Source organism: Paenibacillus sp. J31R30 (assembly GCF_059692115.1).
On sequence record NZ_JCAUAV010000001.1, the window covers coordinates 1159842 to 1179143 of the forward strand.

General features: G+C 49.1%; 15 protein-coding genes. 13 read left to right on the plus strand and 2 right to left on the minus strand.

Annotation, left to right across the window (positions count from 1 at the left end; all coding sequences use genetic code 11):
• Window positions 1-50 precede the first annotated feature (50 nt).
• On the minus strand, window positions 51-1814 hold the full coding sequence (locus AC58QO_RS04390; RefSeq protein WP_497264059.1) for an Rqc2 family fibronectin-binding protein: 1764 nt from the start codon (window positions 1812-1814) through the stop codon (window positions 51-53).
• Between the two features lie 227 nt (window positions 1815-2041).
• On the opposite strand from AC58QO_RS04390, the gene AC58QO_RS04395 reads away from it, so the two are divergent.
• Entirely contained in the window at window positions 2042-4855 is a 2814-nt protein-coding gene (locus tag AC58QO_RS04395) for a calcium-translocating P-type ATPase, SERCA-type (protein ID WP_497264060.1), read from the plus strand.
• A gap of 244 nt (window positions 4856-5099) precedes the next feature.
• On the opposite strand, the gene AC58QO_RS04400 is transcribed toward AC58QO_RS04395, so the two are convergent.
• Window positions 5100-6032 (minus strand): transposase, encoded by a 933-nt coding sequence (locus AC58QO_RS04400; protein WP_497264061.1) that lies wholly within the window; start codon window positions 6030-6032, stop codon window positions 5100-5102.
• A gap of 293 nt (window positions 6033-6325) precedes the next feature.
• Here AC58QO_RS04400 and dapF point away from each other — a divergent pair, with 293 nt between their 5' ends.
• From dapF to rlmN, 12 genes are all read left to right on the plus strand, one after another.
• Entirely contained in the window at window positions 6326-7156 is an 831-nt protein-coding gene (gene dapF, locus AC58QO_RS04405; RefSeq protein ID WP_497264062.1) for a diaminopimelate epimerase, read from the plus strand.
• A 51-nt stretch (window positions 7157-7207) separates the two neighbouring features.
• Window positions 7208-9082 carry a bifunctional homocysteine S-methyltransferase/methylenetetrahydrofolate reductase gene (locus AC58QO_RS04410; RefSeq protein ID WP_497264063.1) on the plus strand — a complete coding sequence of 625 codons (1875 nt, stop codon included), beginning with the start codon at window positions 7208-7210 and terminating at the stop codon, window positions 9080-9082.
• 29 nt (window positions 9083-9111) lie between these two features.
• Window positions 9112-9996 carry a YicC/YloC family endoribonuclease gene (locus tag AC58QO_RS04415; protein ID WP_497264391.1) on the plus strand — a complete coding sequence of 295 codons (885 nt, stop codon included), beginning with the start codon at window positions 9112-9114 and terminating at the stop codon, window positions 9994-9996.
• Window positions 9997-10030: 34 nt separating this feature from the next.
• On the plus strand, window positions 10031-10291 hold the full coding sequence (gene remA / locus AC58QO_RS04420) for an extracellular matrix/biofilm regulator RemA (RefSeq protein WP_009672664.1): 261 nt from the start codon (window positions 10031-10033) through the stop codon (window positions 10289-10291).
• Window positions 10281-10919, plus strand: coding sequence for a guanylate kinase (gene gmk, locus AC58QO_RS04425; RefSeq protein WP_497264064.1), 639 nt, complete (start codon window positions 10281-10283; stop codon window positions 10917-10919). Before remA ends, gmk begins: the two co-directional genes overlap by 11 nt.
• On the plus strand, window positions 10920-11147 hold the full coding sequence (gene rpoZ / locus AC58QO_RS04430) for a DNA-directed RNA polymerase subunit omega (protein ID WP_056612362.1): 228 nt from the start codon (window positions 10920-10922) through the stop codon (window positions 11145-11147). It abuts the gene before it with no gap.
• Window positions 11148-11215: 68 nt separating this feature from the next.
• Window positions 11216-12439 (plus strand): bifunctional phosphopantothenoylcysteine decarboxylase/phosphopantothenate--cysteine ligase CoaBC, encoded by a 1224-nt coding sequence (gene coaBC / locus AC58QO_RS04435; RefSeq protein WP_497264065.1) that lies wholly within the window; start codon window positions 11216-11218, stop codon window positions 12437-12439.
• Window positions 12439-14952, plus strand: coding sequence for a primosomal protein N' (gene priA, locus AC58QO_RS04440; protein WP_497264066.1), 2514 nt, complete (start codon window positions 12439-12441; stop codon window positions 14950-14952). The genes coaBC and priA overlap by 1 nt, the downstream gene beginning before the upstream one ends.
• Window positions 14953-14992: 40 nt before the next feature.
• Window positions 14993-15475, plus strand: a complete 483-nt coding sequence (gene def / locus AC58QO_RS04445) for a peptide deformylase (RefSeq protein ID WP_497264067.1) — start codon at window positions 14993-14995, stop codon at window positions 15473-15475.
• Window positions 15472-16419 carry a methionyl-tRNA formyltransferase gene (gene fmt / locus AC58QO_RS04450; protein ID WP_497264068.1) on the plus strand — a complete coding sequence of 316 codons (948 nt, stop codon included), beginning with the start codon at window positions 15472-15474 and terminating at the stop codon, window positions 16417-16419. The genes def and fmt overlap by 4 nt, the downstream gene beginning before the upstream one ends.
• Before the next feature lie 259 nt (window positions 16420-16678).
• Window positions 16679-18139, plus strand: a complete 1461-nt coding sequence (gene rsmB / locus AC58QO_RS04455) for a 16S rRNA (cytosine(967)-C(5))-methyltransferase RsmB (protein WP_497264069.1) — start codon at window positions 16679-16681, stop codon at window positions 18137-18139.
• Window positions 18140-18219: 80 nt separating this feature from the next.
• Entirely contained in the window at window positions 18220-19290 is a 1071-nt protein-coding gene (gene rlmN / locus AC58QO_RS04460) for a dual-specificity RNA methyltransferase RlmN (RefSeq protein WP_171635546.1), read from the plus strand.
• Window positions 19291-19302 lie beyond the last annotated feature (12 nt).

The following is a 19302-nucleotide window of genomic DNA, read 5'->3' on the forward strand; positions in this document are numbered from 1 at the left end:
AAAAATGAAAAACCTATCGAGATCTAATCCCGATAGGTTTTTTTGCATATTCATTTGATGGTCACTTTCATTTGTTTAATCTCGTCCTCTTCCGGCGTTACATAAAGTGTCTTCTGATTCACATAAATCACAAATCCGGGCTTCGAGCCGTTCGGCTTATGGACATGCTTTATTGTCGTGTAATCAACAGGGACTTGACTCGAATTCTTGGCTTGACTGAAATAAGCAGCTAGCTGTGCGGCTTCAAGTAAAGTCGTGTCACTGTATTCACCGCGTATGACAACGTGGGAGCCAGGAATATCCTTCGTGTGCAGCCAGGTATCCATGGAAGATGCAAGTCGATTCGTTAGATATTCGTTTTGTGTATTATTTTTCCCAACATAGATTGGAACGCCTTCGGTGGACTCGTAACAGGCGAGTGCAGGCTTATCTTTTTTCTTTTTCTTGCGCTGCTTCTTGTTGCGGTCACGCACATAGCCTTGCTCCATGAGCTCGTCGCGAATCTCTTCAATATCGGGCAGGGAGGCCACACTCAACTGCTGGAGCAGGGTCGTGAGGTAGGTGATTTCTTGATGCGTTTGAGCTATTTGCTCCTCGACGATCGCTGTGCTGTTTTTTAATTTGCTGTACTTTTTAAAATAGCGCTGTGCGTTTTCCGCGGGTCCGAGCAGCGGGTCCAGATTGATCGTGATCATCGCCTGATCTTCATCGTAGTAATTGATGGCTTGGACTTCCTTGTCGCCTTTTTTAATTGTATGCAGGGAAGCCGTCAGCAGCTCTCCGAGAATGCGAAATTTATCCGCGTCCTTGGAGTCTTCGACTGTATCTTGGAGTTTTTCCAGTTTTTTTACATTCTTGTTTACTTCATTTTGTAAAAATTTTAATAAATCGGATACACGTTGCTTGACCGTATCTCTCTCAGCTTTATCGCCATAGAACTGTTCCAAGCATGCGCTCGGCGTAGGATAAAACTTCGATGTGCCGATGATATGCGTTAGCGGCGTCATCGCGAAGAATAGCTTGCCGGTCGTTTCTTGTTCCACAATAACCGGTTCATAGCGATCCTCGCGCATGGCAGTCATGACTTCGCTGAACGCTTGCCAAAGCGATGAGGGATCGACTTCCGTTTTTCCTTGCATGCTGCGGTACACAATTTCCTTGGCGATCAGTGGGCTAAGTCCGCTGAATGCAGCAACCAACTGTTGCTCCGGTTTGATCTGAGTTACAGTTTCGGTGTCGGCATCCGACAAAGTCGTGCTCTCTAGCGCTCGCATGAATGCGTCAGCATCAACTTCCAGTGGATTTTGCTTATCCTGCTCGGGCGGTGTCACATATTTGCTTCCTGGCATGACGACACGATAGGAGCTAATCGCTGGCGTGACATGATGAATGCCATCCAGAATCGTATCTGTTGCAGGGTCGAGAAGAATGATATTGCTGTGCCGTCCCATAATTTCCACAATAATATGCTTGAGGGAGACATCGCCTAGTTCGTCACGATGACGAATTTGGAAGCGAATCACCCGTTCCATGCCGATTTGTTCCACAGCTTCTATGACACCGCTCTCGCAATACTTGCGAAGCAGCATACAGAACATAGGAGCATCCATGGGATTCATGGTAACTTGTTCTGTCGTTTGAACCCGAGGATAAGTAGGGTTAGCGGAAAGCAGTAGCTTCACATTCTGTCTTTGGGTGCGAATCTGGAGCACAATGTCATTTTCGCTTGGTTGATGAATTTTATTAATTCGGCCTCCCACATACATTTGAAGCTCGTGAACAATTGCATGAAGGACGAGTCCGTCTAAAGCCATGATGCATACAACTCCATTCTTTGGGGCTAGCTGTCATTTGCGTCTTGATTTTGCAACCAGTTCCTTAGCTGACAGCTTTGCTAATCTCTATGATGCCATACTTTTCACAAAAACTTAAGGGGCTCTGGGCAGGAAAGATGATTTCAGGGATATTTTCCTGCTTGTCTGAATACAAATACGTATAAGTGTGAGACAAGATCAAGTGGATGTAGGAGGGAGAAGGGCGGATGAGTCAGAATAAGTGGTACCAGTTGAACTCGGAGGATGTCTTGCAGTTGCAGCAGGTGAATATGCAGCAAGGATTGCCCTGGGAAGAAGCTTGGAAACGTCAGGCTGAGGTAGGGCGAAACGAGCTCTCAGAGGGGCAGCGTGTATCGCCAATCACACTGCTGTTGAATCAATTTAAAGATTTCATGGTGCTGGTCCTATTGGGGGCGACTCTGATATCCGGCTTACTAGGTGAATATTTAGATGCGATTACTATCGTCATCATCATTGTGATGAATGGGATTTTGGGCTTTACCCAAGAATTTCGAGCGGAACGTTCATTACGTGCACTGAAAGAGCTGTCTGCGCCTAATGCCAATGTGTGGAGAGAAGGAGCCATTCATCAAATTCCTGCTCGTGATTTGGTGCCAGGTGATATCATCATTCTGGAAAGCGGAGACAGAGTCCCTGCGGATGTTCGGTTTCTGGAAACGAATGGCGTTTATATCGAGGAGTCTGCGCTTACTGGGGAGTCGATTGCCGTCAGTAAAACGACAGCCTCAATTCCACATGATGAAGTGCCGCTTGGGGATCAACGCAATTTGGGCTTCATGGGTACGATGGTTTCTCGTGGCACAGCGAAGGCGGTTGTTGTTCGGATCGGGATGGGCACAGAAATGGGCAAAATCGCGGATCTGATTCAAAATACAGAATCCATGGAAACACCGCTGCAGCACCGGTTGGAGCAGTTAGGTAAAATTTTAATTATCGTTGCCATTGCTTTAACAATTCTGGTTGTTGTAGCAGGTATTATGCATGGACAACCACCATATGCGATGTTCTTGGCAGGTGTCAGCTTAGCCGTTGCTGCGATCCCAGAAGGGCTCCCAGCGATTGTCACGATCGCTTTAGCTCTCGGTGTACAACGGATGATTAAACGGAAAGCCATCGTTAGAAAGCTGCCTTCGGTTGAGACATTAGGGTGCGCCTCCGTGATATGCTCAGATAAAACAGGAACACTGACGCAGAACAAAATGACGGTGACCCATTTATGGGTTGGCGGCGATGTGCTGGAGGTAACAGGTGATGGCTATGCGCCGGTGGGCAATATTCTTCTAAGCGGTCAACATACGGATGTGCATAAGCATCCGTCTCTTACCAAGCTGCTCCATGTGTCAGCCCTCTGTAATAACGCAACGTTAGTTGAAGAAAAACAAGAAGCGAAGCGAAAGAAAGGCAAAGATGGCACAGAGGGATCTGCCTCGATTTGGAATATTAAAGGGGATCCAACGGAAGGGGCTTTAGTTGTACTTAGTGCCAAAAGCGGGATTACGCAAGAATCGCTGAGTGAAAAATATAAAAGAATCGCTGAATTCCCCTTCGACTCGGAGCGTAAAAGAATGTCTGTACTGGTATCCTCCGAGAATGGCCGCATGGCTTGTACCAAAGGAGCACCTGATGTATTGCTGCAGCATTGCAGTTACATTTTGTGGGACGGTAAAGTCATTCCATTCACCGCAACCCTGAAACAAAAGGTGATCTCAGCGAATGAAGGCATGGCCAAGTCGGCGCTACGTGTGTTGGGTATTGCCTATAAAGAAATTAAAGCTAGTGATCGGTATGATGACTATGAGGATGTTGAAAATGGGTTGGTCTTTGTAGGTTTAACAGGAATGATCGATCCTCCGCGCAAAGAAGTGCGTGAAGCGATCTCCAAATGCCGTAAAGCTGGCATCAAGACTGTTATGATTACTGGGGATCACCAAACGACTGCAGAAGCGATTGCGAAGCAGCTTGGCATGATTCCAGCCAATGGCGTCAGTATGAGCGGTCAGCAAATCGGTCAGCTCTCCGATGACGAGCTCGACGCGAAAGTTAATGATACATACGTCTATGCAAGGGTATCCCCTGAACATAAGCTGCGTATTGTGAAATCATTGCAACGCAATGGACACGTTGTTGCCATGACTGGGGACGGTGTCAATGATGCACCAGCGATTAAGGCCGCAGATATCGGCATTGCGATGGGAATTACGGGAACCGATGTATCCAAAGAGGCATCATCTTTAATTCTTAGTGATGACAATTTCTCAACGATCGTTGCGGCGATTGAAGAGGGGCGCAGTATTTATGAAAATATCCGTAAGTTCATTCGCTACCTGCTTGCCTCTAACGTTGGCGAAATTATGACGATGTTCATCGCCATGATGGCGGGACTTCCGCTGCCGCTCGTGCCTATACAAATTCTATGGGTGAATTTGGTCACGGATGGACTGCCAGCGATGGCACTTGGTGTCGATCAGGCTGAGAAAGACTTGATGCAGCATAAGCCGCGTTCGGCGAAGGAAAGTATTTTTGCTAGACGGTTAGGTTGGAAAATTATTTCACGCGGTATGCTCATCGGGGTGTGTACTTTGGGTGCCTTCTGGCTCATTTTACGCGTGAATCCTTCAGATGCGGAGACATTATTGAAAGCGCAAAGTGTCGCATTTGCGACCTTAGTTATGGCCCAACTCATTCATGTATTCGATTGTCGCAGTTCACGTTCGATTTTCCACCGGAATCCTTTGCAAAATAAGTACTTAGTTCTGGCTGTTTTATCATCGCTGATTCTGATGCTCGGCGTTATGTATGTCGATGCGCTTCAACCGATATTCAAAACCGTTCCGTTAGGCTGGAAGGACTGGATTCTCGTTCTCATTGCCGCTGGCATTCCGACATTCTTCATGGGATTAGGCAGCGTGCTGTCGCCAAAACGCACCAAAGGTTCAAGAGGTTCGAGAGGTTCCAGCGCCTCTGTGTATAATAAATCGTCAAAACCTAGTTTTAGATAAGGGAAGTGGAAAGAGCTGCCGTGAGGCGGCTTTTTCTATTGTGCAGCGCGAAGCCTATTACCATTATTCCGTTGGCTCATGGAAGGATTGTGGTGATACCAACAAGGCAAACCTTATAAGCGCTATTCCCTCGGCTCAGTTAGCGAACTGGAATGAAAAGATTATTGCAATAACCAGAGTAACCAGAACTAGCGTAGAGGCATGAGTAGATCTAGCTTGAAAAATACAAGCAGAAACAAGCAATTTAAAGTTTTGAAAAATGTGAAGTGACATAGTGGACAAGCGAAAAAAGAACCGTTTTGTAATCTAGGCGCAAAGAGGATTGTTGAGTGTTGGAACTGGTAGGTGTAGGGCGCGATGAGGTGCATGTTTGGATCAAATGCTGAAAGACAGGTACCCCTTTCAAGGTGAGATTGGCTTTATAGCAAAACTCGTCCAGATAACTTTGGAGATATTTGGGTCCAATGCCATGGAAGGTGTCGTTGATGAATTTTTTAGCGTTAGCAGCCAAACCAAGGAGAGGGCTGAATCTTTTACGATTAAAACGCCCGATAATGAACGCCGTGCTAGTAACATTTGGATCAATATGATGTTGTGAGAAATCTGTTGTTGCTGAACGTTGAAAAAGTCGATCTATGATATGTATTCTGGGGACAAGTTTCGGTTTGAAATAAGATGGCTCTTCGAGGTGGTTAAGAGAAGCTCCTGCAAGAAGGTAGTGTTCTTGGGGGTGGTTTCGGTAATAAGGATTGAAAGGTTTTCCGTATTTGGCCGAATTTACTTGGACGACACCGGAAAGAGGTGACATATGATCAAACAAACTACAGGTATGACGGATATTGTAGGTGACATTAATGACCCGGGAGAGGGCAACGGCGTTAATTCCATGCTCTGGCTGTGAAATTAGAAAAATGGCAGTGAACCATTTCATCAAAGAGGTACGACTACCTGACATGATTGTCCCAGCAATAGGAGATGTTTGGTGGTGGCATTGGAGGCATTCGTACAGTGGGAGTCTTCTTGTAGTAGTTAAATAAGCGTGAGAATGACCACAAAGAGGGCAAGAAAAGCCGTTAGGCCATTTTGAAGAAGTTAAGTAATCAATACAAGAATCTTCAGTGGGAAACTGCTGTTGGAACTGTTCTAGTGTAGTTGGAAAACGAAAAGTAATCTCCAATGTGGTTCACTCCTCGAAGGAACATTTGTTCTCATTTTATTATACCAAACATACGTTCTTGAATCAACGAAAGTTTGCTGTTAAAATAAAAGTATGAATGAAGTTTTGAATAGTAATTCGTGTAGTTTCTAAGTAAATGAGCAGTGGGGATAGCGTCAATAGAATACGCTGTGAAGAAGATCGTATCGGTTAAGGCGATTCATAGACTATGACGTGCTGCGGAGGCGCAGGGCTATGCATACCGACGATTTTACGCTATGATAATGGCTAAACCGCACATAGGGGTGCTTGAAATGAATTTTACGAAAATGCATGGACTTGGCAATGACTTTATCGTCGTAGCCGGGGAGAAAGAGCTTCCTGCCGGGGCTGATCAGCTGGCTACTAAGCTGTGTAATCGATTTTTTAGCATCGGTGCCGACGGCGTTGTTTTTATTCTTCCTTCAGAGAAGGCTGATTTTCAAATGCGCATTATCAACTCGGATGGATCTGAGGCCGAGCAATGCGGCAATGCGATCCGCTGTGTTTCCAAATATGTGTACGACCATAAGTTGATCGATGCCACAGAGATTACGATTGAGACCATTGGTGCTGGTGTGCAAAAGGTTCAAGTACATGTGCAGGATGGCAAAGTTGTGACCGCTCGTGTGGATATGGGAGAGCCCATTCTGCAAGGACTTCAGGTACCAACTACCGTTGATGCCAATGAGGTAATTGATTACCCGATTGAAGTAGACGGCAGATCGTTTCGTTTCACAGCGGTTTCCATGGGGAACCCGCATTGTGTCATTTATGTGGAGGATGCTGTGAATTTTGACCTCGCAACGTGGGGGCCTAAGCTTGAAGCGCATCCTATGTTTCCACGCAAAATAAATGTCGAATTCGCAACCGTCCGCGACCGCGCTTATACGGATATGCGGGTTTGGGAGCGAGGCGCTGGACCTACGCTTGCGTGCGGAACAGGTGCTTGCGCTACTCTAGTCTCCTCTGTACTTAATGATTTATCCGATCGCGAAGCGACCGTTTCACTCAAAGGTGGAGATTTGTTCATCGAGTGGCTGGAAGCGGATAACCACGTGTATATGACGGGACCAGCGGAAGAAGTGTTCACAGGCAAACTATAAGAATATATATATATGGCATACGATAAGTCGGGTAGATAGGGGAAATGATGCATGAAATTGGATCTTCGTGCAGCGCTGCAGCGGGAAATTTTGACCGGTGACGGCGCTATGGGGACATACTTATATCAGATGGGATTTCCCGTCGGCATTTCTTATGAAGAATTGAATTTGCTCAGGCCGGAAACGGTCGCTGACGTGCACCGCCGTTACTTCGAGGCTGGTGCTCGTCTTATTGAAACGAATACGTTTTCGGCGAATCGGGAGAAGTTGTCGAAGTACGGTCTAGAAGGCGACGTTGAAGCTATTAACCGTGCGGGTGTTGAGCTGGCACGGAAAGTCGTTGGCGAAGATGCGTATGTTGTAGGCGCAATTGGCTCTATTCGTGCTGGTAAGCGTAAAAATGTACGGACATCCGATGTGGAAGAGTCCCTTCGGGAACAAATCAGCGTACTGTTAGACTCACCTGTGGACGGGTTGCTGCTGGAGACCTTCTATGATTTGGAAGAGCTGCAGCTTGCTTTGCGCATTATTCGCAGCATGAGCCAGCTTCCAGTAATTTGCCAGTTCGCGAACGAAGGCACGGGCAGCACGCAAGACGGTGTTCCACTGCAAGAAGCGTTCCTGCGGCTGCGTGACGAGGGCGCCGATGTGATCGGCTTTAACTGCCGCGTAGGCCCGAACGGCATTCTGCGTTCGATGGAGAAAATCGCGCCGATCCCTGGCGTCCCGTTCTCGGCGTTTCCGAACGCAGGGTTGCCCGACTACGTAGACGGGCACTATACGTACGCGGCGACGCCTCAGTACTTCGCCGAAAGCGCGCTGCGCTTTGCCGATCTTGGCGCGCGTATCATCGGCGGCTGCTGCGGCACGACGCCGGAGCACATCGCTGCTGTAGCGAAGGCGCTGCAGGGCTACGTGCCGGCTGCGCCAGGCGCAGCCCCAGCGGGAGCCGCTGCGATCGTGATCGAGCCCGCACCGGCGAAGCCTGCGCCTCCGGCGGGCATTCCTTCGCTGCTGGACATCGTAAAGCAGCGCAAAACCGTCATTGTCGAGCTTGATCCTCCGAAGGATCTCGACATCGAGAAGTTCATGCAGGGGTCGAAGGCCCTGCAGGAGGCGCATGTCGACGCCATTACGATGGCCGACAATTCCCTGGCCGTGACGCGCATGAGCAACCTGGCCCTCGGCTACCTCGTGCAGGAGCGTCTGGGCGCGCGTCCGCTCATTCACATCGCGTGTCGTGACCGCAACATGATCGGGACGCAGTCCCATCTCATGGGCTTGCACGCGTTGGGGATAGACCACGTGCTGGCCGTGACCGGCGATCCCGCCAAGTTTGGCGATCTCCCGGGGTCCAGCTCCGTGTACGATCTCACCTCATTCGAAATTATTCGGATGATTAAACAGCTCAACCAAGGCATCGCCTTCTCAGGTAAACCTTTGAAGCAGAAGGCTAATTTCGTTGTAGGTGCGGCATTCAATCCAAATGTGAAGCATTTAGATAAAGCCGTTCAGCGCTTGGAGCGCAAAATCGAGGCAGGTGCGGATTATATCATGACGCAGCCTGTGTACGATGCCAAGCTGATTGAACAAATTCACGAAGCGACCAAGCATTTGCAAATTCCTATTTTCATTGGTATCGCTCCGCTGGCTAGCGGTGGAAATGCCGAATATCTGCACAATGAGGTTCCCGGCATTCGCTTGTCGGATGAAGTTAGGGCGCGGATGGATGGGTTGAAGGGTCCAGAAGGCCGTGCAATGGGTGTAGAAATTGCCAAAGAACTGCTGGATACCGCGATGCAATATTTTAACGGGATCTATCTGATGACCCCTTTTCTGGCGTATGAAATGTGCGTTGATCTGACGAACTATGTGTGGGAAAAGTCGAAAAGGCATGATTTCCACTTGTACCCACTTTCAAAATGAATTAAAATAGGATAATGGATGTGATTAGAATGATTTGCAGTATGACCGGGTTCGGACAAGCGAATCGTTCTTTTGCGGGATACAACGTGTTTATCGATGTGAAATCGGTCAATCATAGGTATAGTGAAGTGTCGATTCGTTTGCCTAAGGAATGGGCGGCTTTCGAAGACGCTTTGAAGAAAACGGTATTGCAAGCTGTGAAGCGAGGGCGTGTAGACGTCTTTATTACAGCGGAACGTGAATCGGCTTCCCCGAAGAACATAACGGTTAATTTTGCTTTGGCAGATGCTTATCTGGAAGCAGCTGAACAGTTGAAGCAGCGGTATGGGATCACGGGTCAGGTGGAGCTCCAAGATTTATTGAGACTTCCTGAGCTGATTCAAATGAAGGATGTACGTCAAGAGCCGGATAACGAGATTGAACAAGAGCTTTGTACCTGTTTACAGGAGGCTGTCGCTCAGCTATCCGCGATGAGACACCGCGAAGGTGAATTTTTAGAGCAGGATATTCGTGAACGGCTAGCCGAGATGAAGCGAATTCATATCGAGTTAGAAGCGCTAGCTCCACAAGTGGTTCAGGAGAATGCGGCGAAGATGACGAGTCGTATTCAGTCCCTTGTACTCGATGGGATCCCTGTGGATGAGCAGCGCCTTGCTACTGAGATTGCTCTATTCGCAGATCGTTCCAATGTGGATGAGGAATTGACTCGTCTGAAGAGTCATTTTGGGCAATGTGAAGCATTGCTTTCAGACAAAGAGCCTGTTGGCCGAAAGCTGGATTTCTTGATTCAAGAAATGAATCGAGAAGTCAACACGATCGGATCCAAGTCGAATCATTCCGAGCCAACGGCGAGAGTGATTGCGATGAAAGCAGAGCTTGAGAAAATGCGGGAACAAATACAGAATATCGAGTGAAGCTTGCATGTGCTTCGCGAGGAGGAAGTCCTAGATGGCTATCAAATTAATCAATATCGGGTTCGGCAACATCGTATCGGCGAACCGCATTATCTCGATTGTGAGTCCAGAATCGGCTCCGATCAAGAGAATCATTCAAGAAGCGCGTGATCGTCACATGCTGATTGACGCTACATATGGTAGAAGAACCCGTGCCGTTATTATCACGGACAGCGATCATGTGATTTTGTCGGCAGTACAACCAGAGACGGTAGCGCATAGACTTTCGAATAAGGACGATGATCATGACGAGTAATACGAACACTCTTGAGCGTGAGAGAGGTATTCTGATTGTTTTATCCGGTCCGTCTGGTGTCGGCAAAGGCACCGTTTGTGCGGCGCTGCGCAAGGTTGCTCCGGATATTGTCTACTCGGTATCGGCGACAACACGTTCGCCTAGACAAGGTGAAGTAGACGGTGTTAATTATTTTTTCAAAACCCGCGAGCAGTTTCAACAGTTGATTGAAACGGATGAAGTGCTGGAATGGGCTGAATACGTGGGCAACTTCTATGGAACTCCAAGACGTTTTGTAGAGGAGACGCTGCGTTCAGGACATGATGTGATCTTAGAAATTGAGGTTCAAGGCGCACTGCAGGTCAAACAAAAGTTTGACGAAGGTGTATTTATTTTCTTGCTGCCGCCATCTCTAGATGAACTTGAGAATCGTATTGTTACACGTGGCACGGAAACGGATGAAGTCATTCGCAGCCGCATGTCAGTCGCCATCGATGAAATTCGTCTGATGGAGCACTATGATTATGCGATCGTGAATGATCATGTAGATACCGCATGCGCGAAAATACAAGCGATTCTAGCGGCTGAGCATTGCAGAAAAGATCGTATGTTTCCAAAAATCGTACAATGGATGGATGAGGTGAATTGAATGTTATACCCTTCAATTGATAAACTGCTTGATATCGTGGACAGCAAGTACTCCTTGGTTGTTGCAGCTTCCAAAAGAGCTAGATCCCTGCGTGATGGTGCAAAATCCGATTTGAAAGGCCAGAAGGCCCATAAACATGTTGGTGTTGCGTTAGAAGAACTATACGGTAATTACATCGGTTATGAGAAAATCAACACAAACGAGAGCGAGAAATACGCGAAGAAATAAACTGCCTTACCCAACAACCCTCGTGGTTGTTATTTTTTTCTCATTTGGCATTTCGAAAGGGGATTACCATGGGTGTATTGCAAGGCAAAACGATTGTGCTCGGTGTCTGTGGAGGCATTGCGGCTTATAAAGCTGCGGCGTTAACGAGTAAATTAACACAAGCTGGGGCTGTTGTGCGGGTGATTATGACACGCTCCGCGGTGCAATTCGTTGCGCCGTTAACGTTTCAAACCTTGTCGCGGCATCATGTTTTTGTCGATACGTTCGATGAGAAGGATCCCGCAGTCGTTTCTCATATTAATTTGGCGGACAGCGCAGATCTCGTGCTAATTGCCCCAGCTACGGCGAATACGATTGGCAAGCTGGCATTAGGGCTTGGCGATGACATGCTAAGCACCACACTTCTTGCAACCATGGCACCAATCTGGGTAGCGCCTGCGATGAACGTGCATATGTACGCGAATCCAGCTGTGCAGACCAATATGGAGACGTTGCGCCGTCGCGGCGTACGTTTCATTGAACCTGGCGAAGGGCAACTAGCCTGCGGGTATGTGGGCAAGGGCCGTCTTGCTGAGCCGGAGGAAATTTTTGCCGCGGTTGAGCGGCATTTTCAAGGGGAGGCAGGGCGCTTAATGGGCAAGCGCGTGCTAGTGACGGCCGGAGGCACCGTGGAACGTCTGGATCCAGTGCGATATTTGACCAATGACTCGTCAGGTAAAATGGGTTATGCCATCGCGGAAGAGGCGGTCCGCATGGGGGCGAAGGTAACATTGGTATCAGGGCCTTCGGTCCTTACCGTACCTGAAGGCGTCCAGCTCGTTCCTGTGCAGTCTGCGCTAGATATGCGCGAAGCGGTATTAGCTAGGCTTGGGGAAAGCCAACTCATTATTAAAGCTGCGGCAGTGGCCGATTATCGTCCTGCTGTTGTGGCCGAGCAGAAGATCAAGAAGAAATCCGATTCGCTAACACTGGAGTTGATTAAAAATCCTGATATTTTGCAGGAAATCGGAGCGCTGAAAACAGCGGATCAGTTCGTTATCGGGTTTGCTGCGGAAACGGAGCGCCTAGACGAGCATGCGATGGACAAGCTGAAACGCAAAAATTGTGATCTCATCGTGGGGAACGATGTATCACAGGAAGGCGCAGGCTTTGGCGGCGATACGAACGTCGTTCGATTCTATGATCGTAATGGGCTTGTACAAGCCTTGCCGATACAAAGCAAATGTGACGTTGCACGTAAGCTGCTTGAGCTTGCTGCAGAACGAATGGCAGCCACGGCGGGGGAATCTTGATGTACGCCAAAGTCATTGTCGATGTCCCAGCCAAGCAAACGAATCGGGCGTTCGACTATGAAGTGCCGGCATCTCTGAGCAAGTGGGTCGAAGTCGGCAGCCGAGTAGGGGTACCTTTTGGACCTCGTGTTCTGCAAGGCTTTGTGGTTGAACTGCACGACCAAACGGAAGTTGACGCGAAGCGCATCAAACTCATTCAAAATGTGCTGGATCTCGTACCGCCCTTGACGAGCGAACTTGTCATTCTTGGACGGTGGATCAGTCGTATGTATATGTGTCATGAAGTGACTGCGCTGCAAGCGATGCTGCCTGCGGCACTCAAAGCGAAATATGAACGAGTGATTATCGTAGGAGAGGAATCTGAGGATCACTCCTTTCTGGATATGCCTGATATCGAAGCGATTATTAGCTTTGTGAGGAGCAAGGAGTCCGTTTCCATGGACGTGTTGTTGGAGCGTTTTTCGAAGGAAGGCGCTCTTATCAAAGAATTGTTGTCAACGGGTAGACTTGCAGAAGTGCAGTTAGTGAAAGACCGGATGAATACCAAAAAGGCATTAACGGTATTTCCACCTGCAGGCGGTCATGGCTTGGAAGAGGCGCTGGTCGAGCTTCCTGCCAGAGCGAACAAGCAGAAAGACGTGCTGCGCTATTTGATCGAGCATCCGCATGCCGTTCGATTGACGGAGCTGATGGAAACGATTGAGGTCGGAGCGAGCACGGTTAAAAGCTTGGCGGATCGCGGCTGGATCGAGCTGCGTGAGGTCGAAGTGATGCGTGACCCGTATATGGGTCGTGCTTTTGCGCGGACGAAGCCGCTTACTCTGACGGAGGAGCAGAGCGGCGTGTTTGCCCCTATTCGCGATGCGGTGGCTGAGGATCGACATGAAGTGTTTCTTTTGCACGGTGTTACCGGCAGTGGGAAAACCGAGGTATACCTTCAATCCATCCAGCAATGCTTGGATATGGATAAAGAAGCTATTGTGCTTGTGCCGGAAATTTCCCTGACACCGCAAATGGTGGAGCGGTTCAAAGGACGGTTCGGCGATCTGGTGGCGGTGCTTCATAGCCGATTGTCCAATGGCGAGCGCTACGATGAGTGGCGCAAAATTACGCGCAAGCAAGTGAAGGTCGTGATCGGCGCGCGGTCGGCGATTTTTGCCCCTTTTACCAATATTGGCCTGATTATTATAGATGAAGAGCATGAATCCTCCTATAAGCAAGAAGAGAGTCCGAAATATCATACCCGTGATGTGGCTGTTCAAAGAGCTAAGCAGCAGGATGCGGTTGTCGTGCTGGGTTCTGCTACGCCATCCTTAGAGAGTATGGAGAAAACGAGACGCAGGAGAGATCGGTCTAAACCTCCGTTCACGTTACTGACCATGAAGGAGCGCGTTGCGAGCAGACCGATGCCGCCTGTTACGATTGTGGATATGCGTGAGGAGCTAAAAACCGGTAATCGGTCGATGTTTAGCAGATCCTTGTATAAAGCGATCGAAGATCGGTTACAAAAGAAGGAACAGACGGTATTGCTGCTGAATCGGAGGGGTTACGCGACGTTTGTGATGTGCCGTACGTGCGGGTTCGTTTCACAGTGTCCGCATTGCGACATTTCACTGACGTATCATCAAAGCTCGCGCATGCTTCGCTGTCATTATTGCGGCTATGCAGAGCGCGAAGTAACAGAGTGTCCGAGCTGTCAGTCGGAGCATATTCGTCATTTTGGCACGGGGACTCAGCGCGTGGAGGAAGAGCTTAGTAAGATTTTTCCGGGTATAAGGGTCATCCGTATGGATGTCGATACGACGACAGAAAAGGGTTCTCATGAAAAATGGCTAACGATGTTTCGCGAGAAGCAGGCAGATGTCTTGCTTGGCACACAAATGGTGGCAAAAGGACTTGATTTTCCCGATGTTACCCTCGTTGGGGTGATCGCGGCGGATACCGTGCTGAATATTCCTGATTTTCGCTCCGCTGAGAGGACGTTCCAGCTCTTAACACAAGTTGCAGGTCGGGCAGGTCGGCACGAGAAGCAAGGGGAAGTATTCGTGCAGACGTACACGCCTGAGCATTACAGTGTGCAATATGCGAGTCATCATGACTATATCGCTTTTGCCAACCATGAGATGGATATTCGTGCTAATTTAGGTTATCCTCCGTATCAAAGATTAATATTAATTACCTTTTCACACGAACAAGTACCGCTGCTGGTGCGGATGGCGGAAGCCTTTGTGACAAGGCTGAAAGAGATTGCCCTCCCTTACACGAGACAACAGGTAGATTTGTTTTCGGAAGCTGTACCGATGGATTCATCCTTTCATTTTGACGTGTTAGGACCTGTTGCATCGCCTATTTCCCGAATCAAAGATAGATATCGATTCCAATGCGTGGTAAAATATCGGGGGGAAGAATTAGCTGCAGAGATCGTTGGGAAGACAGTAGCTTGGTTTGAGGAGCGCTCAGCCAAAGAAAAGCTGCTTATAAGCGTGGATGTTGACCCGCAATATTTGATGTAAGAACCCCTAATCGAGACGACTTAAAGGTAGGTGCACATTCATGGCTATTCGTATTATTGTTAAAGATCCAGATCCTGTGCTGCGCGAGAAAGCGATCACAGTTACGAAATTTAATTCCAATCTGCATAAATTGCTTGATGATATGGCAGATACGATGTATGAAGCGGAAGGCGTTGGCCTTGCTGCTCCTCAAATCGGTATTCTGAAGCGTGTAATTGTGATGGACTGCGGTGAAGAGCATGGCGGTCTGATCGAAATGATCAATCCAGAGATCGTGACTTCCAGCGGTGAGCAAATGGGGCCAGAAGGCTGTTTGAGTATTCCTGGTCTTCGTGGTGATGTCCTTCGTGCGCTGAACGTAACGGCCAAAGGACAAGATCGTAATGGAAACCCGATTGAAGTAACTGGCACTGAGTTATTGGCACGTTGTATTTTCCACGAGATCGACCACTTGAATGGCGTATTGTTTACGGATCTTGCGGTCAAAACCTATACAGCCGATGAAGAGGAAGAAGAAGAGTGAACATCATTTTCATGGGTACACCGGATTTTGCAGTACCCTCCTTGCGGGCACTCTTGGAGGAAGGCTATAACGTGACTACGGTAGTTACACAGCCGGATCGACCGAAGGGACGCAAACGCGTCCTTACACCGACGCCAGTGAAGGTTGAGGCGGAGAAGCATGGCATCCCGGTGCTTCAACCCGTGAAGCTGCGTGAAGCAGATTCCGTTGAGCAGATCCGCCAGCTTGCGCCAGATTTAATCGTAACCGCGGCTTATGGTCAAATTTTACCGAAATCGGTGTTAGATTTGCCTAAGTATGGCTGTATTAATATCCACGCATCGCTGCTTCCGAAATATCGGGGGGGAGCGCCGATTCATCATGCTGTCATGCGAGGTGAGGCCGAAACGGGCGTTACCATCATGTATATGGCGGTTGGACTGGATACGGGCGACATGATCTCGCGTGTTGAACTGCCGATTGAGGATACGGATACAACGGGGATGTTGTTTGAGAAGTTGAGCATCGCTGGTGCTGATTTGCTGAAGCGTACGTTACCCGATTTATTGGCAGGCCGGATTGAGGCTGTCCCTCAAAACGAGGCGGATGCGATCTATTCACCTAATATTCGTAGAGAAGATGAGCTTTTGGACTGGTCGCGTTCAGCGCTCGAGCTGTGGAATCATATTAGGGGCTTAAACCCTTTTCCTGGTGCGTATACATATTGGAATGGGGAAGTCATGAAGGTATGGGCGAGCTTGAAGCCGCAGACCATAGAGCCTAGCGGTCATACAGGTGTTCCAGGGACTGTTCTTCGCTGTAATGAGCAGGGAATTGAAGTGTTGACAGGTGCAGGCACATTGTGGCTAACCGAGATTCAACCCGCTGGTAAGAAAGCGATGCCGGTATCCGAGTTCATTCGCGGGGTGCAGATTCCTGCGGGAACGTTACTCGGGAACGTGTAATGAGTAAACCGTCTAGCTTGAAGGTGCTGTAGTTCGATTTTACCTGCTTATTTCCGATGTTGAGAGTAGATTAACGCCAATAGCTCGATTTCACCCACTTATAGTGGACTAAACAAGCTGCTGCCTCGAAACTTAACCAATTAATCCGGTAAAATCGAACTATTGTGCACTTTTGGGCCGACTTGGCTCATTTAAGAAGGATTTTTGAGACTAATGGAAATCAATTCACAATGCCACGAAAAAAATGAGGTATTTGATTTTGTCTACGACTAAACCCAATCGTCCGCAACATGGACATACGAATTCGCAGAGATCAGGCAAGCCCTCTGCGCCAAAATCATCCTCGGGCGCTGCGAAAAGCAGCGCTGTTAAGCGTTCTGCCCGTGATGCGGCACTGGATGTGCTTATCCGAGTTGAAGAGAATCAGTCATACAGCAATCTATTGTTGAATCAAGTGCTGCAAAAGCACGCGCTGGAGCGGGCTGATGCTGGTCTTGCTACCGAGCTCGTGTATGGCACGATCGGGCGTCAGAATACGATCGACTTCTTCTTAGAGCGCTTTGTCAGCAAAGGGCTCGCGAAGCTGGAGCCCTGGGTGCGCTGCTTGCTGCGGCTGAGCTTCTATCAGCTGCATTATTTGGACCGCATCCCTGACCATGCTGTCGTGAGCGAAGCGGTCAATATCGCGAAGCGCCGAGGCCACCAAGGCATCTCGGGCATGGTCAACGGCGTGCTGCGCGCGATCATCCGCAGCAAGGACGAGCTCACGCTGCCGGCTGCGCTCGGCGACGTGAAGCGCATCGCACTGAGCCATTCCCATCCGGAATGGCTCGTGCGCCGGTGGATCCGTCAGCTCGGCCCTGAGCTGACGGAACAGATCTGTGCGGCGAACAACGAGCCGCCGCACGTGAGCATCCGCGCGAACGCGAGGCGGCGCAGCCGCTTGGAGCTGCTGGAGCAGCTCCAAGCTAGCGGCCTCAGCGCGGAAGCGTCAGAGCTGGCCCCGGCCGGCATCCTTGTGCAGGGGGCCGGGAACATGGCGTTAGTCCCTGGCTTCCAGCAAGGGGACTTCTCGATTCAAGACGAGAGCTCGATGCTCGTCGCCGAGGCTCTTGATCCGCGTCCAGGCATGAAGGTGCTGGACTGCTGCGCCGCCCCTGGCGGCAAGACCGCCCACATCGCCGAGAAGATGGACGATGTGGGTCAGATCTGGGCTTGTGATCTGCATGAGCACAAGCAGAAGCTGATTGCAGATCAAGCGGAGCGTCTGGGACTATCGTCGATTCAGACGCTCGTGATGGATGCTGCGAAGCTGGACGAGCATTTTGCGGCGGAGTCCTTCGATCGCATTCTGCTCGATGCGCCTTGCTCAGGCCTTGGTGTTATTCGCCGCAAACCTGATCTCAAGTGGGCGAAGCAGGAGGCTGAGATCGAAGCGATCAGCGAAACGCAATATGCGATTCTGAGTCGTGTACACCGACTGCTCAAGCCAGGCGGTGTGCTGGTGTACAGCACCTGCACGATCGAGCAAGTGGAGAATGAGGGCATGGTCGCGCGTTTCCTTGCGGAACACAGCGAGTTTGAGCTAGCTCCGCTGCCAACGGAGGTTTTCACGGGTATTGACCCGGAGACTACGATAACGGGTATGGTACAAATCCTCCCGCAGCAGTTCCACTCGGACGGTTTTTTTATTGCTCGGCTGCGTAAACGTGACGTGTAACGGACAGGGACGTGTGTTCGTTCTTGCTTTGTGTTAAAATAATTTACAAATAGACGAAATAACAACAGGTTGTGATAAAAGTGGGTATAAAGCCGTATTTGAAAGAGAAACCATTTGTATATGATTTGAATTGGGATGAGTGGCAAAGCTGGGTAAAAGAAAACGGAGAGTCTGCGTTTCGTGCCGGTCAAATTTTTGACTGGTTGTATATTAAACGCGTTTTCAGCTTCGATGAGATGTCGAATTTGCCGAAAACACTTCGTGACAAGCTGAAGGATCAGTTTGAATTCGTTACCCTGTCCGAGATTACGAAATATCAATCTCAGGATGGCACGGTCAAGTTCTTGTTCGAGCTTGAAGATAAGAACGCGATTGAAACCGTCGTAATGAAGCATAATTACGGCAACAGCATTTGCGTGACGACTCAAGTCGGATGCCGAGTTGGCTGTACGTTCTGTGCGTCCACTTTAGGCGGTCTGAAGCGGGATCTAAGACCTGGCGAGATTGTCGCCCAGGTTGTGAAAGCGCAGAAACTGCTGGATGAGACGGGAGAGCGTATTTCCTCGATCGTGATCATGGGGATTGGTGAGCCTTTCGAAAATTATGAAGCGACCATGAATTTCCTGCGTGTCATGATTCACCCGAAAGGCTTGAACATCGGGCAGCGTCACATTACGGTATCCACTAGTGGCATCGTACCGAACATTTATAAGTTCGCTGATGAGAATTTGCAAGTGAATTTGGCCATTTCGATTCATGCGCCGAATGATGCGCTCAGATCGAAGTTGATGCCAGTTAACCGCAGATTCCCTTTCGTGGACTTAATCGAAGCTTGCAAGTATTACATCGCGAAAACGGGCAGACGGATTACGTTTGAATATGCCCTTATGGGCGAAGTGAATGACCAGCCTGAGCATGCGGAAGAGCTGGCGCTTGTCTTGAAAGATATGCCGCTCAGCCATGTGAATCTGATTCCTGTCAACTTTGTTGCTGAACGTGATTTCAAACGTACACCCAGAGATGATATTTTTACCTTCCAACGTATTCTGGAGAAGGGCAAAATTAATGCCACCATACGCCGTGAACAAGGTAGTGATATTGCAGCTGCCTGTGGACAACTGCGAGCGAAGCATATGGAGAGCAGTAAATGAGGTGAGAGCCGG

Excerpts from the sequence above, each read along its gene's own strand:
- AC58QO_RS04410 (WP_497264063.1), top strand. The coding sequence starts at position 7,208 with ATGAAATTGGATCTTCGTGCAGCGCTGCAGCGGGAAATTTTGACCGGT.
- rpoZ (WP_056612362.1), top strand. The coding sequence starts at position 10,920 with ATGTTATACCCTTCAATTGATAAACTGCTTGATATCGTGGACAGCAAG.
- gmk (WP_497264064.1), top strand. The coding sequence starts at position 10,281 with ATGACGAGTAATACGAACACTCTTGAGCGTGAGAGAGGTATTCTGATT.
- AC58QO_RS04390 (WP_497264059.1), bottom strand. The coding sequence starts at position 1,814 with ATGGCTTTAGACGGACTCGTCCTTCATGCAATTGTTCACGAGCTTCAA.
- remA (WP_009672664.1), top strand. The coding sequence starts at position 10,031 with ATGGCTATCAAATTAATCAATATCGGGTTCGGCAACATCGTATCGGCG.
- def (WP_497264067.1), top strand. The coding sequence starts at position 14,993 with ATGGCTATTCGTATTATTGTTAAAGATCCAGATCCTGTGCTGCGCGAG.
- dapF (WP_497264062.1), top strand. The coding sequence starts at position 6,326 with ATGAATTTTACGAAAATGCATGGACTTGGCAATGACTTTATCGTCGTA.
- AC58QO_RS04415 (WP_497264391.1), top strand. The coding sequence starts at position 9,112 with ATGATTTGCAGTATGACCGGGTTCGGACAAGCGAATCGTTCTTTTGCG.
- priA (WP_497264066.1), top strand. The coding sequence starts at position 12,439 with ATGTACGCCAAAGTCATTGTCGATGTCCCAGCCAAGCAAACGAATCGG.
- AC58QO_RS04395 (WP_497264060.1), top strand. The coding sequence starts at position 2,042 with ATGAGTCAGAATAAGTGGTACCAGTTGAACTCGGAGGATGTCTTGCAG.
- coaBC (WP_497264065.1), top strand. The coding sequence starts at position 11,216 with ATGGGTGTATTGCAAGGCAAAACGATTGTGCTCGGTGTCTGTGGAGGC.